The sequence below is a fragment of the Marinobacterium litorale DSM 23545 genome (assembly GCF_000428985.1).
Lineage (GTDB): Bacteria > Pseudomonadota > Gammaproteobacteria > Pseudomonadales > Balneatricaceae > Marinobacterium_D > Marinobacterium_D litorale.
In genome coordinates, this window is record NZ_AUAZ01000001.1 from 183,571 (window position 1) to 199,658 (window position 16,088).

The following is a 16,088-nucleotide window of genomic DNA, read 5'->3' on the forward strand; positions in this document are numbered from 1 at the left end:
GCGACAAACACTCTGCAATTGTTTGTTTGTCGTCTCTTTGTTCGTGTCTGCTTTTCTGTAATCGACTGTTAAACAAAGATTTTTTTCGTGGAACGCTGTTTGCAGCGTGATAAGCGAGAAACTCCTTTCGGTTGCAGAGGTCCGCCAGATGACAACCAGTGTGCGTCAAGCAGTGATCAACGATACCACCTTGCGTGATGGTGAGCAGACCGCCGGCGTCGCGTTTAACGCTGAAGAGAAGGTACAGATCGCGCGAGCGTTGGCGGATGCCGGAGTGGGTGAGCTGGAGATCGGTATTCCAGCCATGGGCGAAGCCGAGCGTGATGTTATGCGGGCCATCGCCTCCGAGGTTAACAACGCGCGTCTGATGGCCTGGTGCCGGATGTGCGACAACGACCTCTATTCTGCTATCGACACCGGCGTAGACTTGGTAGACCTTTCCATCGCTGCCTCCGATCAGCAGATCTCCCACAAACTGAATCGCGATCGTGGCTGGGTGCTGGCGCAGATTGAGCGCCAGACGCGCAAAGCGTTGGATCTGGGGTTTGAGGTGTGTATCGGCTGCGAAGACGCATCCCGTGCCGATATCGATTTCCTGCGTCAGATGATCGATACCGCTGTTGCTGCCGGTGCCCGTCGAATTCGCTACGCCGATACGCTGGGTATTCTCGAACCTTTCGGTGTGCTGCAGATTATGCAGACCCTGCGTGCCCATACCGACCTGGAGATCGAAATGCACGCTCATAACGACCTTGGGCTTGCCACGGCCAATACCCATGCGGCTGTGCTGGGGGGCGCTACCCATATCAATACCACCGTCAATGGTCTGGGCGAACGCGCCGGTAACGCTGCGCTTGAGGAGGCTGTTGTCGGGCTCAAGCATCTGTACGGAATCGATACCGGCGTCGATATCGCCAGCCTGCCGCGCCTCTCGGCTTTGGTGGAAGTGGCGTCTGGGCGCGCGGTTCACTGCCAGAAAAGTCTGGTAGGCAGCCATGTTTTTACCCATGAAGCGGGCGTTCATACGGACGGACTGTTGAAAGATTGCCGTAACTACCAGGGTGTCGACCCGCTATTGCTGGGTCGTCAACATGAGTTGGTATTGGGCAAGCACTCAGGTACCCGCGCCGTGATCCACGCTTTTGGATTGCTCGGTATCGAGCTAAGTCGCGACGTAGCAGGCTCTGTTTTGAATGAGATTCGCGGGTTTGTGACCCGCACCAAACGCAGCCCCTCACCGCAGGAGTTGCAACAGCTGTATACCCATCTGCTCAATGCTGAAGGAGGTCTTCACTATGAAGCCGGAAACTGATCGTACCGAAGAGAACAAGCGTCATCAGGCGGAAGATCAACATGCTGCAGCGATGAAGCGCCACCTGGTGCTGTCTGGATTCATGATGGGGCGTGGCGCGCCGGTTGCACGTCCGGTTACCCGTTGTCCGGGTAAGTGAGGATTGATGATGACCGCGACAATCGCCACCGAAAAACAGGCAGGCAAGCCCAATGGGTTGCTGGCGGCCTGGCGCGAGGATGTGCGTTGCGTATTTCAACGCGATCCTGCCGCGCGTAACTGGATTGAAGTATTGACGACTTATCCCGGTGTCCACGCCGTCCTGATGCATCGCCTGGCACACAAGCTGTGGCGCGCCAATTGGCGGTTCGCAGCCCGTCTGATCGCTTACCTGATGCGGTTGGTTACCAATGTGGATATTCATCCGGGTGCGAAAGTCGGTGCGCGATTGTTCATTGATCATGGAGCCGGTGTGGTGATCGGTGAAACGGCTGTGATCGGGGATGATGTGACCCTTTATCACGGCGTTACGCTTGGCGGCACCAGCTGGAACAAAGGCCGTCGACATCCCACCTTGGGTGACCGGGTATTGGTTGGTGCCGGTGCAAAGGTGTTGGGACCGATTACGATCGCCAGCGATGCCCGGGTAGGGGCGAACTCCGTGGTTGTTCAGGATGTTCCGGAAGGCGGCACTGTCGTCGGCATCCCCGGGCGAATCGTGTCCGATAAGCCGGTCACCAGCGGTGAACATGGTATCAACCTGAACCACCACCTTATTCCCGATCCGGTTGGTCGCGCAATCAGTTGCCTGCTTGACCGCATCGACACGCTTGAGGCCCGACTTGAGGCGCAGGGGCGTCTTGAGCCTGACTATCAGGCAACTTTTTACTCCAACTGCACTCCGTCCAGCGATATCTGCGAAAAGGACTGTGCAGGCGGCAAGCAACATTATTCCTGAGGAGTCGCACGATGGATCTGCACGATTTTGATGTCAACGACCTGTATTTCGAGTCGCCTCCCGAGGCGCGGGTCCTTGATCTGCTCGAGCAGGCCTCACACGCCTACGGCGAGGGGAAGGCTGAGCCCTATCTGCAGGAGGCTCACGCTCTGGCGCCGGATAACCTGATGGTGCATGTGGCGCTCTATCGTTTCTATTACTACCAGCATCGGTACGCCGATGCGCTGAGCATCGCCGAATGCGCGATCGCGATCTCCGGGCGTCTGTTTGGTTTTCGTGGTCATTGGCGCCAGATGACGCTGGAACTGCTGGCTCACGGCATGGTGCAGTCTTTCAGCATGGTGCGTTTCTACCTGCTGGCTCTGAAAGGCGCAGGTTATCTGCAGCTGCGAATGGGAGAGATTGAAGCGGGGGTCGAACGTCTGGAGAAGGTGCAGGAGCTGGATACCGCCGATCGACTCAATGTTTCGATGCTGCTTGAAGTCGCCTACAACCATATGGGCATCTACACACTTAAACAGCGCATGACTGCGTGAGGGGAACCGTTATGAGCGACATCACATTCATCGACGATCTGGAAGAGCTGAGCTCAGCGGAAGAGTTTCTCGAGTTTTTTGAAATCGAGTTCGACGCCAAGGTGGTGATGGTCAACCGCCTGCATATCATGCAGCGTTTTCACGACTACATCAGCAAGGCGTCTGATCTGCCGGATGTCGAAAGCGACGAAGCCGGGCTAAAAGCGGTTTACAAGTCGATGCTGGAGCGTGCCTATACCGACTTTGTAGAGTCCGATGCCCTGACCGAAAAGGTGTTCAAGGTGTTTCATATGCATGAGCCCCAGACCACCTTCGTTCCCCTTGATCAACTGATGGAGTCTTAACGCCTATGCGTCCTCGCTTCGAATATGGTGATGAAGTGCGTTTGATCCGCAATGTCCGCAACGACGGTACCTTTCCCGGCACCGAAGTGGGGCAGCTGTTGATGAAGCGTGGGGCTGTGGGATGTGTCTACGATGTGGGCACCTATCTGCAGGATCAGCTGATCTACAAGGTGCACTTTCTCGGTGAGAACAAAACCGTAGGTTGTCGTGAGGAGGAGCTGATTCCGGCCGCAGATCCCTGGGTCCAGAACCGCTTTGAGTTTCGCGACAAGGTTAAAACCCGCTGCGCGCTTAAATTTGAAGGTGAATTGATCGCTCAGGCAGGTGATCGCGGCGAAATCGAAAATGTGTTGCGCGATGAAGAGATCGAGGGTGGCATCCATTACAACCTGTATATCAATGGACACACGATCATGATCCCGGAAATGGCTTTGGAACCCGCCGAGCCAGAGGAGTCTGATAATGAGCATACCCACTGACAATCCCCATGCGGTTTACGCCCTGTTCAAGCTGGCGTGGAGCCACTATGAATGTGCGCCGAAAGACCTGGATGCAGAACAGTCCAAGGAAGCCGCAGCGCGCGTAGCGCATCAGCTAAATATCGAGAGTGCAATTCTCTACTCAGACGAGAACCAGGGAATCGTGGTGCCGGATGGGCAGATCAAGCGAGCGCTGAGTGAGATTCGAACCCGTTTTCAGAATGAAGAGCAGTTTCTTCTGGCGCTGGAACAGGCTGATCTTGATCTGACGCTCCTTGAAGAAGGTCTCACTCGCGAGCTTCAGGTCGAAGCGGTTCTGGATCGCGTCACAGCAGGAAACGTTTCGGTCAGTAAAGAGGATGCTGAGCTTTTCTACTACATGCATCCTGAGCGTTTCTCGGTTAGCGAAAAGCGAGAAGTGCGCCACATTCTGATCACCGTCAACGACGATTACGCTGAAAACAGTGAGAGCAAAGCACTGGAACGTATTCGTGAGATTCGTGCCCGAGTGGAGAAAAAGCCCGCCCGCTTCGAAGATCAGGCCATGAAACATTCGGAGTGTCCCACCGCCATGCATGGTGGTTTAGTGGGCAAGGTCGAACGCGGCAAGCTGTTCCCGGAGCTTGACGCCGTGTTGTTTGAAATGAACTCCGGTGAGCTCAGTGAGCCGGTGCGGTCGGAGTTGGGTTTCCACCTTCTGTTGTGTGGCGAGATCGAACCGGCACGCACCGTTCCGCTTGATGAGATCCTACCTAAACTGCGGCAGAGCCTTGAAGACCGTCAGCGCGCGCAGTTCCAGCGCCAATGGATTACAGAACAGCTCAGCCGCATGAATACACCAGCCCAAGTGGTGAACGCATGACTGATAACTCCAAGCTCCAATGCTCGTTTTGTGGCGTCGAGCAGTCGCCTGAAACCCCTTTGATTTCAGGGAACGATGGCTATATCTGCTCCGCCTGTGTCGAGTTGGCCCACCAGGTCGTCAACAGTTGGGGGCAAAGCGCAAAACGCGCTGATCTGGCTGAGACGCTACGGGTCCCTAAAGAGATCAAGGAACACCTGGATCAATATGTTATTGGTCAGGATGGAGCGAAAGAGATTCTGGCGGTTGCCGTTTATAACCACTACCAGCGTCTGATCAACATGGGCCAGAATGAAAGCCTGCATGATGTGGAGCAGGCGGTGGAGCTGGAAAAGTCCAATGTTTTGATGGCCGGGCCCTCCGGCACCGGTAAAACACTGCTGGTTAAGAGCCTGGCTCGGGTCATTGGTGTACCCTTTGTTGTCGCCGATGCGACTACCCTGACTCAGGCTGGCTACGTGGGCGATGATGTGGATACCATCCTGCGCCGTTTGGTGGATGCTGCCGATGGGGATGTGCAGCGTGCTCAGTGGGGGATCGTTTACGTCGATGAAGTCGACAAACTGGCCAACAAGGGGGCTGGCGCCACGGCGACCCGTGATGTTTCCGGTGAGGGTGTGCAGCAGGCACTGCTGAAGATGGTTGAAGGCAATGAAGTTAAGGTTCCCAAAAGTGGCCGTCGTCACGAGGGCGGTGAAGAGGTCATCGATACCACCAATATCCTGTTCATCGTTGGTGGGGCCTTCCCGGGACTTGAGGAGCTGGTGCGCAAACGTTTGAAGCCTGAAAAAGCCGGTATCGGTTTCCAGGCGGCGTTTGTCGAAGATCCGGAACATAGTCATGATCAACTGCTCGCTGCTCTGCAGCCGGATGATCTGCAGGGGTTTGGTCTGATCCCCGAGTTTATCGGTCGCTTCCCGGTGATTACCTTCCTCCACGAACTCGATGCAGATGCGTTGGTGCGGGTCTTGAAGGAGCCGCGCAACTCGCTGGTCAAGCAGTACACTCAGCTGTTTGCCTACCAGGGCGTTGAGCTTAATTTCACCGAGGAGGCTTTGAGCCGGATCGCGGAGCTCGCCTGTACCCGTGGCACCGGTGCCCGTGGTCTGCGTTCCATCATGGAGTCGGTGTTACGCCGCACCATGTATGAAATGCCTTCCAATCCACAGATCAAGAAAGCGGTGGTTGATCGCGAGCAGGTGGATGATGCCAGCGAGTTGATCGTTCGCGAGATCTTCGGCGACGGTGAGGAGAATGAGAACCGGGTCGAAGAGGAGCTGGCAACACAGGCTGAACAGAAAGGTGCTCAGTCGTAGTTCTTTAAACTTCAAACGCATAAAAAATCCCGCCACGGCGGGATTTTTTATGCACGGGAGATTCCCGGATTCCATTTTATTCCATCCAGACGGTAGCCCGGCAGAAGCCGATAGGCGCATGCCGGGACGCAGGTAATAAAAAACGGCGCACCAGGGCGCCGTGAATAGGGAACGTGATGAGAGAGATCGGTTCGGGAATCAGACGTTCAGGTCGAATTCCGGTGCGATCTGAGACAGCCAGGTGTTCAGACGCTCGTCGGTCAGGTTGGACTGGTTGTCCAGGTCCAGAACCAGGCCGACGAAGTTGCCATCCTCACCAACAGCTTCAGAGCTGTTGAACTCGTAGCCATCGGTGGGCCAGGGACCAACGATTTTAGCGCCACGCTCGGAGAAGAATTCGTTCAGCTCGCCCAGAGCATCTACAAATTCATCCGGGTAGCCTACCTGGTCGCCGAGGCCGATCAGCGCGATAGTCTTGCCGCTGAAGTCCTTGTCTTCAATCTTGGGCAGAAACTCTTCCCAGCTCTCGTCTTCCATATCCGCGGAGAGGCCGGGCAGAAGGCCTTCACCCAGAGTCGGAGTGGCGAGGATCAGGAAGTCGTATGCAGCGAACTCGTCCGGATCAGCCCGATTGACGTTGAGTGGCTTGGCCATGGTCTCGTCGTCGAATTTCTTGCCGATCATTTTGGCAACCTTGCGGGTTTTACCTGTATCGCTGCCAAAGAAAAGACCGATACGTGCCATGATGTTCTCCTTCAGGTCATCAACTACAACAATAAAAGCGATCCCGGCGGGCGGGGGTTAGTTATTGAGGTAGATGCGAATTCCATACCATGGCTGTTTTAGGCGTTAACCCCCTGATTTGGGGCCTGGAATAGGAGGATTGTCGTAAAAGTGTCGGGTGCTTGTCATAAACCCCACAGGTCGTTCAAAAAGTTGGGCTGTGGGATTTATGACAAGCGTCGTTGGTGTCGTCATTCGCAAGCGATCAGGGGTGTCATACAGTGTGCACGGGGCTGGGTGGTACTGCTTGAGCCCAGTAGTGACGCGCCTTTGATCTGTGCGTAGACCTGCTGCCCCTCCTTGAGGGCCATCTGTTCTACCGATTTGCGAGTGACGCTGGCCAGCAGGGGGCTTCCCTCTCCCATATTACCGATACGCAGCAGTATGTTGAGGCTGGGGCCGTCGGTGGGGAGGATTTTCCAGATCACGGCAGGCAGTCGATTGAGGATGGTGGTATTGAGCGCTTCCTGATGGCTCAGGCTGACATCGGTGGAGGCGATCCTTAATCGCTTGTAGACGCCGGTAGGGCCGAGCTGGTCCGGTACTTCCAAAGTTCCTCCCTCGATCTGCAGGGTGCTCAGGCCGTAGCGGGCATCGTAGTGTCGTACCTGGCCATCCAGTACGGTCACCGCATCCTGGGCGCGCCCAAATGGCAGATCTGGCCGGGTCAGCAGTTCGCCAATTTCGCCCTTGGCGATGATCGAGCCTTCTTTGAGTAGCAATAGATGATCGGCCAGGCGCTCCACTTCGCGGCGGTCATGGGTGACATAAATGACCGGTATTTCCAGGTGGGAGTGTAGCTGCTCCAGGTAGGGTAAAATTTCGTTTTTGTTGTCCTGATCCAGCGCTGAAAGGGGTTCGTCCATCAACAGCAGGCGCGGTTTCATCAGCAGGGCGCGAGCGATAGCCACCCGCTGCTTTTCGCCGCCGGACAGGGCATGAATATCGCGCTCCAACAGGTGGTCGATTCCCAGCAGGCCGGTCAGTTCGTGCAGCTCGTTGTCGTTCGAGCTCTTGATGCCGGCGCGTCGACGACCATAGGTCAGGTTGCGTTTTACGTTCAGGTGAGCAAACAGCCCCGGCTCTTGGAATACATAGCCGATGGGGCGTTTGTGGGTAGGCATGAACTGTTTCCCGTTCTGCCAGATCTCGCCATCTACCTCCAGCTTACCTTCGGGCAGAAAGTTTAAGCCGGCTATACAACGCAACAGTGTGGTTTTACCGCAGCCGGACGGGCCAAACAGGGCGGTTACGCCGCGTGACGGAATAGAAAACTCGAAATCGAGCTGAAAGTCACCCAGCTGTCCCCGGAAGCAGGCATTCAATGTGGTCATCGGTAGAGTCGCCCCCAGCGTTTCTCAATCAACATCATGGTAAAGATCAGGGCGAAAGACCCCACGAGCATACCGCCAGAAAGAATATGGGCCTGGGTCCACTCCAGGGACTCCACATGGTCATAGATGGCAATCGAAAGAACTTTTGTTTCCCCCGGCAGGTTGCCACCGATCATCAGTACGACGCCAAACTCGCCCACGGTATGGGCAAACCCCAGTACCGCACCGGTCAGAAAGCCGGGCCGTGCCAACGGCAGAGCTACAGTCAGGAATCGGTCCAGCGGCGAGGCGCGCAGGGTGGCGGCCACCTCAAGCGGTTGCGAACCAATCGCCTCAAACGCATTGCGTATCGGCTGTACCACAAACGGCAGCGAGTAGATAACCGAGCCGATAACCAGGCCTTCGAAAGTGAAGGGCAGCGTGATATCGAAGTGCTCCTTGAGAAAGCCGCCCGGCGCGTTTTGAGGTGACATCGCCAATAACAGATAGAAGCCCAGTACGGTGGGGGGCAGGACCAAGGGTAGTGCGACCATGGCATTGATGATCTCTTTCCACCAGACCCGGTTGCGGGATAGCCACCAGGCCAGTGGTGTACCAACCAACAGCAGTATCAGCGTGGTAAGTGCGGCCAGCTTTAAGGTCAGAAATATCGCCTCACTCATGGGTATCTCCGGTGTGTTTTTTTCAGCAAGACAGCCTCTGTTGGACGGCCCCGCCTGACGCTTTACTCAAGGCCGTAGCCGTATCGCTGAATGATTTCTCGAGCTGAGTCGCCCTTCAGGTAGTCCATCCATGCAGTTGCGGCCTCATTGTCGGCACTTGCACTGAGCAGTACTGCTTGCTGGCGTATTGGACTATAAAGCGATTGCGGGATCAGCCAGCTTGAGCCGGTGCTGTCCAGTGCAATCTGGGCGCGGGCAACCATAGCGGCGGGTACCGCACCGGAGTACGCCATTTGGTAGGTCTGAGCGATGCTGTCTCCACGCACGGTGGTGCTTTGGTAGTGCTCCCAGAGCCCCATCGCTTCCATGGCTTCAACGGCGGCGGCTCCATAGGGAGCGGTTTTCGGGTTGGCAATTGCCAGGCGTTCCAACGATTTATCTTTCAGTACAGATCCATCGTCGTCGATAGTTGAGTCTCCGGCACTCCAGAGTACCAGTTGGCCTACCGCGTAGGTGAACAGAGAGTCTGTAACCGCTTGCCCATCGCTGACCAGTTTCTCGGGGCGCGCTGCATCGGCCGCCAGAAATACATCGAAAGGCGCGCCGTTAATGATCTGGGCGTAGAGTTTCCCGGTCGAAGCAAAGCTAAGTTCGACGGTATGCCCGGTATCCTGCTCAAATCGGGCGGCAATCTCCTTGGCCGCTGCCGTAAAGTTGGCCGCCACGGCTGCCTGCACCTCACCGGCGCTGACTTGAGCTCCTGTGGCAAGAGGGCCGCTGACGAGTATCGCCTTAAACGCTGTGTTAATCCGCATATCTGTTTCCTTTCAGTTTGTTGGGTCCGTTGGCTGAGCTCAATCGGCTGTTGCGATCATGATCTCTTCAGGTTTGATCAAAAGCTGAACCCGGGCACCCTGTTTGATCCAGCTTTCTTCGTTGATGTCGAAGGGACGGGCTAAAGCCAGCTCCGCGGTATCGCCGAACCTGAGAACGAGTTCTCGCCCCAGGGCACTGCTGTCACAGCGAACAATGCGTGCCGGGATACAGTTCACGTCACCTCCGGGTGGGTTGGCCTGTGGGGGCAGCAGGTCCGGCGTGGTTGCCTTGATGATGGCGTATACCTCGCGCTTTGGACGCAGCGCCAGACGCTCGATACTGCTGCGCGTGATATGGCTCGTCACCAACGCGCCACCCAGGTTCAGAGTGAGGCGGGCGATTACGCCATCGATCCGAATCTCGGAAATAACCCCCTGTAGCTGATTGCGTGCGCTGAACCTGAGCCCGGCGAATCGGGGGGGAGCGGGGTCTTGCCGGGATTGGTAAATCCGCATCAGCGACAACAGAGCTTCTCCTGCCGCGGTTAAAGAGCTGCCGCCACCGCGTGCGCCACCGGTATGCCCAAGGGTCAGGGGGGTGCCACTGTCCCGGTCCAGCTCGCGTAGATGATTCCAGGCGGTTTTATAGCTGACACCGAGTTGTTGCGCGGCGCGGGTCAGTGAGCCGGTCGTGGCTATTGCGTCGAGTAGTCGCAAGCGCTTCTCCAGTCTGCGCTTCTTTGCCAGGCTTTCGACCAGAGCTTCCAGCTGATAGTCCCTATCGATCATGGTTTTATACCGTTATGTAAATAAAGCTGTTTCCAAGTATAGAGCTTAAACCGTGCCGCATATTTAATTATTTGATTAATAATGAATTAAATGATGCCGTACGGTAATTATTCGTTATGTAAAAATGTAGATACAGGTACAAATGTAGGTTATTCGACAAGGGATTGTCGGGTGGTTGGTCAGTGCGAGCCGTCGGAAGACGGCCCCTTATACGTGGGCCTGATTTCCGTTAGAATCGATCTCTTAAATGTTCAGCGAGTGGACCCGTTTTCAGTGCTCTTCAATAAGCTACCGGACGATATCTTTCTGCCGCTCTCGGGTCAGAACCGCTACATCTATGAAGTGGTTCTGCTGGAGCTGGCGGATCTGTTTTTCGATGAGGATCTGATCGATCCTTTTATCCCCAAAGATCTGGTGCGCTCGACGATCGAAAATGCAGTGGTTCGCTTCGGCATTCGACGTTGGGCAGCAGAAAGTGACGAGGAGGGCGAGAGTGAAGTTCCGCTTTCCAGCGCTGACTATACCAATCGTATCTACCGGCGGTTGGTTCAGACCGGTTGGCTGGAGGAGGAGCAGCGAATCTATCGCACCTACGTGCTGCTCTCGCCGGCGATCAGCTATCTGCTGCGTTCGCTCACATCCATCGCGCGGCTTGAAAAACGCAGCTACGGCGGTGCTGTACTCAATGTGCTCAGCTCGCTGGAGTCGGCGATTGCCGATCCGGAAGGGCGTGGTATTACGCTGGCGGAAGCAGCACAAACCGCGGCTGATTTCAGCGCCCATCTGACCGATATGCTTTTGGGGCTACGCGAGCTCAAGATTAGTCTCTCGGGCAGTTCGACGCCGCAGGAGATTGTGCGCAGCTTTTTCGACCGGTTCGTTGAGCATATCCTGGTTTCCGATTACAAAACGTTGAAGACCAAGAACAACCCGTTCCGCTTCCGGCGCAAGATTCTTTCGATGATGCGTGATCTTCAGTTTGACCCGCTCAAGGTGGATCAGCTGACGCGCCATTATCAGATGCAGTACGAGCTGGATCAGGAAGAGGCGGAAGCGCTGGTTCACCAGCATATCAACCGTATTATCCGGATCTTCGAGTCCGTGGATCAGCGCCTGGCTGCCATCGACGACTTCCGCTATCAGCTTGAAAAACGCGTGGCGGATACGGTCCGTTACATGGATAAGACCACACCGGGCATGGCAGCGCGCCTCTCACGTTTGATCGCCGAGCTGGCTAAAAAAGAGGACTCGGCGATTCCTTCGGTGGGCAACCTGGAGGAGGTGGGCTTTATCTCGCCCTCCAGCGTGCGCTCCCCGATCCGCCGTCGTGTGGAAGCCAAGCCGCGCATGATCACTCAGGCCGAGATCGACCCGAAGGTGCTGGAACTACGGCAGCTGTTCAAAGAGTGGAAGGAGCGGCGCGAGGTCAAGGTAGACCGGATCGAAGCCTACCTCGAAGAGCAGTTCGCCGGTCGGGACTCGCTCAATGCTACTGAATTCCGCATCGACAGTATCGAGGACTACATCTGCTTCAGTTATGTGCGCCACCTCAACTCGCTGGGTAAAAAGGCGCGCAAAACGGCGGATCGTTACCGCATCCAGTTCGAAGACCGCTACGTCAATGTCTCCGACATGGTGGAGTGTCGTGGCTTCGTGATTCACAGAACAACCTCAGGAACCTCTACAGGAACGCCCAATGCTAGGTGATCTGCAAAAAGTCGTCTCCCGCAACGAACAGCATCAAGCGGACGATTTCATCCGTGCGGCCAACCTGCTGCTGACCAGTCAGTTTCTCTACGCTGACCGCCCGTCTCACCGCGAGCACTACTTCCTGGTTGCCGGGAATGTGGAGTACTTCCGCAATCTGTTTGCAGCCATTGGCTGGAGTCTGGTCTATCAGCCGGATGAGGCCTATCTGGGGATACTGCCGCAGGGTGAGGAGCGCGTGCTGCGTCTGCGTCTGGACGAGTCTCTGCTTCTGCTCTGCCTGCGCCAACAGTATGAAGCCAAGCTGGAGGCGTTTGAGGTGGAGGATGGCAAGGCGTACAGCTCCACCGATGAGTTGCTGAGGCTCTATGTAAACCTCACCGGCAAAGAGATTCCCAACGAAACCCGTCTCAAGGAGATCCTTTCGCTCTTTACCCGCCATGGTGTGGTTGAGCGCAGCAAGGCGGACGAAACCGATCCTAAAAATGTCCCATTGCGGATCAATCCGACGATTCGTCAGGTGGTCGTTGAGGATTATATCGGTCAGCTTGAGGCCCTTTGCGATATTGAAAATCGTGATGAGGTGCAGGATCTGATCGAGGAGGAGGTCGAGCAGAATCGCCGTGCCGAAGATCAGTCCGCCGCTGAAGCGGTATCCGAGGTGCAGCCGGGGGCGGAGGAGCTGGCACCCGATAGCGATCTCCCGGCAGATAGCGAGCAAGCTGTAAACAACGACGAAAACGAGATAGAAGCAACCCGGGAGCGCAGCGATGAAACAGCTTAACCGTATGGTGCTGGTCAACTGGTACGTCCTGGGGGCCATGGAAATACCGATCAAGGGCAATGTTGCCATTGTCGGACCGAACGGCTCCGGTAAGTCGTCGCTGCTTGATGCGATGCAGACGGTCCTGATGGGTGGCCATAAGCGTCATCTGAGTTTCAACGCCTCTGCCGGTGAGAAGAGTGAACGTTCTCTGCGCACCTACTGTCTGGGTTTTCTCGATGATCAGGGCAAGAAGAACAGCGCCCGTGAGGACTCGATTACCTACCTGGCGATGAGCTTTTTTGATACCGAGACCGCTCAGGAAAGCTGTGTCGGTATCGCTATCAGCGCATCCACCGCCAGTGCCGATGAAGAGATTCTGGGTCGCTTTTTGCTGCCTGACTTCTCGGTCACTTTGGATGACTTTACGGTAAAAGAGGGTAACGGGCGGATGCCGAGGCCCTGGACCGAAGTGCGCGACAGCCTGATGAAGCAGTGTCCGGATATGGTGCTGGAGAAGCGTGCGGCGAAGTTCGTCAAGGAGATGGTGAGCCACCTCAGTCACGATCCGCAGGTGCCGAATGATGACGATAAATTTGTTAAGAACTTCAAGAACGCGTTGAAGTTTGTGCCCATCGACAGCCCGACCCGCTTTGTACGTGAGTTCGTGCTGGATGAAAATATCGTTCATGTGGGTGCGTTTCGTAAGTCGCTCGATGAATACCGGGTGATGGAGCAGAAAACCCAGGAAGTGGCCAACCGCATCGGCGAGCTGGAGAAGGTGCAGGAGATGTGCCGGGGTATCGCGCGTAACCTGCGTAACTCAGTGGAGTATGAGTGGGTTGTCCATGAGACCCGTTTCGAACAGGCAGACTTCAAGAAGGAAGCCGCTGCCGAGCGCCTGGAAGAGGCGCAGGAGCAGGAAGAGAAACTTCAGGTTGAATTGGGGCAGATCAGCGAGCAGCTTAATAAGGCGATTCAGGATCTGGCTAACGCCCGTGCTGAACTCAATACCTCCGATTCCGCCCACCAGATCAATGCGCTGGAATCCTCCATTCGTGCTCATCAGCATGAACTGAACGTGGTGAAAGAGCGCATTCAGAATGTCTATAACCTGTTGCGGACCACGGTCGGCTTCGCTGAGCATACTGATATGCTGCCGGAGAGTTTCCGTCCGCTGGTTGCCCAGTCGGTCGAACTCTGGCGCTCGGGTGAGAATGTATTGGCCGAGGCCTGGCCGCAGTCTCCGGTGGATGTGGACACCACGGTGGAGCAGCTTCGCGCCGGGATCGATTCCGTGCGCAAGGCCGTATCCCGCCGCTACGAGGAGTCGGTGATCCGACTCAATGAGCTGCGCTCAACGATCCAGAATCAGAAAAGCGCGGTTGAGCAGCTGCAGCAGGGCCGGGCGCCCATCCGGCACAACACCCGCGAGTTGATGGAGCTGCTGGCCGAGTACGGTATCCAGTCCACACCGATCTGTGAGCTGGTGGATATCAATGACGACAAATGGCGCATTGCCATTGAGTCTTTCCTCGGCGCCCGCCGTGAAGCGTTGGTGGTGGAGCCGGACCGGGTTAAAGAAGCGATTACCCTGTATCGTCGCAAGGGACGTCACCTGAAAGGTTGCCGCGTTATCAACACCACCAAGTCCGGCGACTGGCTGCATCGCAGCAAGCGTGGCTCCCTGGCTGAGTTTATCGATACCGATAATGATCATGCCCGTGCTTATATGAACCGAGCGCTGGGCGGTGTTATGGCGGTGGAAACCGAGCAGGAGCTGCTTAAACAGGAGCGCGCGCTAACCTACGACTGCATGCTGCAGACCGAGGGCTCGACCACCTCGATCAACGAGCTGAGCCCGATCATGGGCATTCGTCGCCGCGGTGATCAGCTGGAGCTGCAAGGCAAGCAGGTTGATGAGCTGATCGCCGAGTTTACGACACTTGGCAAGAAACACGAAACACTGGAAAAACTGCGTGATTCATTGATCAGTCTGGCTAACGGCCTGATGGGTGTTAACGAGCGGGTTTACGACCTGTGTACCCAGCGTGAGCAGATCAGTGGTGAGATCCGCGGCTTCGAGCAGGCAATTCACGACCTGCGCAACCACGATGACTCCGGTATCCAGGCCCGAATTGCCGAGCTGGCCGAACATCAGAAAGCGGTCGAGACGAAGCAGAAGTCCCTGATGGACAAGCTGCAGAAGGTGCGTACCAGCATCATCAAGGACAACGCATCGCTGGAAGTGCTGGATCAGGATTTGGTTGAGCATGCTCAGGCTCGTACCGTCTGTGAAGAGAATACCCATTTTGATGCACAGGCGGCGCAGGAAAAGCGTGACTACCTGGATGAGACCTGTGGGGGAGAGCTGGAGCGCATCATCTTTGAGGCGGCCAAGAAAGCTCAGGGCGAGCTTCAGCTGCATGAGAAGAAAAAGAACGGCGTACGCGATGCCGTGGCCCAGTACAAGGCGCGTTACCACGGCGGTGGCATGAGCCACCAGGAGCTGGACAAGATCGGCCCCAACTCCACCCATGAGGATCTGGAGAAGTTTGTCGACAGCACCGTGGAAGCGCTGCGCGAATCGGAGCTGGCCGAATACGCCAGGAAGGCGGAGCGTGCGCGTCTGGAAGCGGAGACTGCTTTCCGCTCCGACTTTGTTGCGCACCTGAACGACCAGATCAACAAGATTCGTGATCTGATCCGTGAGCTGAACTCTCACTTGAAGAACCGTCCGTTCCACAAGGAGATGTACAGCTTCGAGATGATGCCCAACCCCGAGCTCAAGGATATCCTGGAGCTGGTGGAGGCCTATACCCGGATGGATCAGGCCAATGTGGGGTCTCTGTTCGATATCCAGCATGACGGCGACAGTACCCATCGTGACGCCCTGGCGCGGATCCATGATGTACTCAAGGATGAGGGCGAAAGTAGCCTGTTGCAGGATTACCGTAACTTCTACAATTTCGAGCTGGTGGTGAAAGATCTGCAGGGGAACCGCAAGACCACGCTGTCTCAGCGGATCAAGACCGGTTCCGGTGGTGAGCACCAGGTGCCGTTCTATGTGGCGATGGCGGCGGCATTGGGCGCGACCTATCGTCTGAAAGAGGGCAGTGATGGTAAGCCGGTGGGTGGTTTCAGCCTGTCGGTGTTCGATGAGGCGTTCAACAAGCTGGATTCAGAAAACACGGTGACCTCGCTTGGCTTTATGTCGGATCTGGGGCTGCAGACTATCATCGCGGCGCCGGATGAAAAGTACTCGCTGCTGTCCTCCTGCATGGATACGATCATTAACGTGTGCCGGGATGGTCGCGTAGTCGATGTGGATGTGGAGTTTCCCACCGATAAGGGCAAAGAACTATTGGCGTCCGATCATCCTTACAAGCTGATGCCGCGAGAGGAGCTGGAAAGCAGCGAAGCGGATCAGGCTGAGCTGGTCTGATCGT

Annotated in this window: 16 protein-coding genes; 11 read left to right on the forward strand and 5 right to left on the reverse strand. The window is 56.1% G+C overall.

Features of this window, described 5'->3' with window-relative positions; translation table 11 throughout:
- Nucleotides 1-148 precede the first annotated feature (148 nt).
- From nifV to clpX, 8 genes are read left to right on the forward strand one after another with little or no spacing between them, the layout of a single operon-like run.
- Complete coding sequence (gene nifV, locus G403_RS21670; protein WP_051298310.1) at nt 149-1,312, forward strand: homocitrate synthase; 1,164 nt, start codon at nt 149-151, stop codon at nt 1,310-1,312.
- Nucleotides 1,296-1,451 carry a hypothetical protein gene (locus G403_RS25210; protein ID WP_156899615.1) on the forward strand — a complete coding sequence of 52 codons (156 nt, stop codon included), beginning with the start codon at nt 1,296-1,298 and terminating at the stop codon, nt 1,449-1,451. Before nifV ends, G403_RS25210 begins: the two co-directional genes overlap by 17 nt.
- A gap of 9 nt (nt 1,452-1,460) precedes the next feature.
- Nucleotides 1,461-2,249 (forward strand): serine O-acetyltransferase, encoded by a 789-nt coding sequence (cysE, locus tag G403_RS0100850; protein WP_084403879.1) that lies wholly within the window; start codon nt 1,461-1,463, stop codon nt 2,247-2,249.
- Between the two features lie 11 nt (nt 2,250-2,260).
- Nucleotides 2,261-2,785, forward strand: coding sequence for a hypothetical protein (locus G403_RS0100855; protein WP_027852317.1), 525 nt, complete (start codon nt 2,261-2,263; stop codon nt 2,783-2,785).
- An 11-nt stretch (nt 2,786-2,796) separates the two neighbouring features.
- A complete protein-coding gene (gene nifW / locus G403_RS0100860) occupies nt 2,797-3,129 on the forward strand; it encodes a nitrogenase-stabilizing/protective protein NifW (RefSeq protein ID WP_027852318.1) in 333 nt (110 codons plus the stop codon).
- 5 nt (nt 3,130-3,134) lie between these two features.
- Entirely contained in the window at nt 3,135-3,608 is a 474-nt protein-coding gene (locus tag G403_RS0100865) for a nitrogen fixation protein NifZ (protein ID WP_027852319.1), read from the forward strand.
- Complete coding sequence (gene nifM / locus G403_RS21675; RefSeq protein WP_036231973.1) at nt 3,592-4,470, forward strand: nitrogen fixation protein NifM; 879 nt, start codon at nt 3,592-3,594, stop codon at nt 4,468-4,470. The genes G403_RS0100865 and nifM overlap by 17 nt, the downstream gene beginning before the upstream one ends.
- Nucleotides 4,467-5,786, forward strand: coding sequence for an ATP-dependent Clp protease ATP-binding subunit ClpX (gene clpX, locus G403_RS0100875; protein ID WP_027852320.1), 1,320 nt, complete (start codon nt 4,467-4,469; stop codon nt 5,784-5,786). Before nifM ends, clpX begins: the two co-directional genes overlap by 4 nt.
- 198 nt (nt 5,787-5,984) lie before the next feature.
- Here clpX and G403_RS0100880 read toward each other — a convergent pair whose 3' ends face one another.
- From G403_RS0100880 to G403_RS21685, 5 genes are all read right to left on the reverse strand, one after another.
- On the reverse strand, nt 5,985-6,530 hold the full coding sequence (locus G403_RS0100880) for a flavodoxin (RefSeq protein WP_027852321.1): 546 nt from the start codon (nt 6,528-6,530) through the stop codon (nt 5,985-5,987).
- 230 nt (nt 6,531-6,760) lie between these two features.
- Entirely contained in the window at nt 6,761-7,903 is a 1,143-nt protein-coding gene (gene modC / locus G403_RS21680; RefSeq protein ID WP_051298315.1) for a molybdenum ABC transporter ATP-binding protein, read from the reverse strand.
- Nucleotides 7,900-8,565, reverse strand: coding sequence for a molybdate ABC transporter permease subunit (modB, locus tag G403_RS0100890; protein WP_027852322.1), 666 nt, complete (start codon nt 8,563-8,565; stop codon nt 7,900-7,902). The genes modC and modB overlap by 4 nt, the downstream gene beginning before the upstream one ends.
- Before the next feature lie 62 nt (nt 8,566-8,627).
- Complete coding sequence (modA, locus tag G403_RS0100895; RefSeq protein WP_027852323.1) at nt 8,628-9,380, reverse strand: molybdate ABC transporter substrate-binding protein; 753 nt, start codon at nt 9,378-9,380, stop codon at nt 8,628-8,630.
- Nucleotides 9,381-9,419: 39 nt separating this feature from the next.
- Nucleotides 9,420-10,169 carry a TOBE domain-containing protein gene (locus G403_RS21685; protein WP_051298318.1) on the reverse strand — a complete coding sequence of 250 codons (750 nt, stop codon included), beginning with the start codon at nt 10,167-10,169 and terminating at the stop codon, nt 9,420-9,422.
- 273 nt (nt 10,170-10,442) lie between these two features.
- Between G403_RS21685 and G403_RS0100905 the strand changes: the two genes are divergently transcribed.
- From G403_RS0100905 to G403_RS0100915, 3 genes are read left to right on the forward strand one after another with little or no spacing between them, the layout of a single operon-like run.
- Complete coding sequence (locus tag G403_RS0100905; protein ID WP_027852324.1) at nt 10,443-11,876, forward strand: Wadjet anti-phage system protein JetA family protein; 1,434 nt, start codon at nt 10,443-10,445, stop codon at nt 11,874-11,876.
- Entirely contained in the window at nt 11,866-12,660 is a 795-nt protein-coding gene (locus G403_RS21690) for a DUF4194 domain-containing protein (RefSeq protein ID WP_084403880.1), read from the forward strand. The genes G403_RS0100905 and G403_RS21690 overlap by 11 nt, the downstream gene beginning before the upstream one ends.
- Complete coding sequence (locus tag G403_RS0100915) at nt 12,647-16,084, forward strand: SbcC/MukB-like Walker B domain-containing protein (protein WP_027852325.1); 3,438 nt, start codon at nt 12,647-12,649, stop codon at nt 16,082-16,084. The genes G403_RS21690 and G403_RS0100915 overlap by 14 nt, the downstream gene beginning before the upstream one ends.
- Nucleotides 16,085-16,088: the final 4 nt, after the last annotated feature.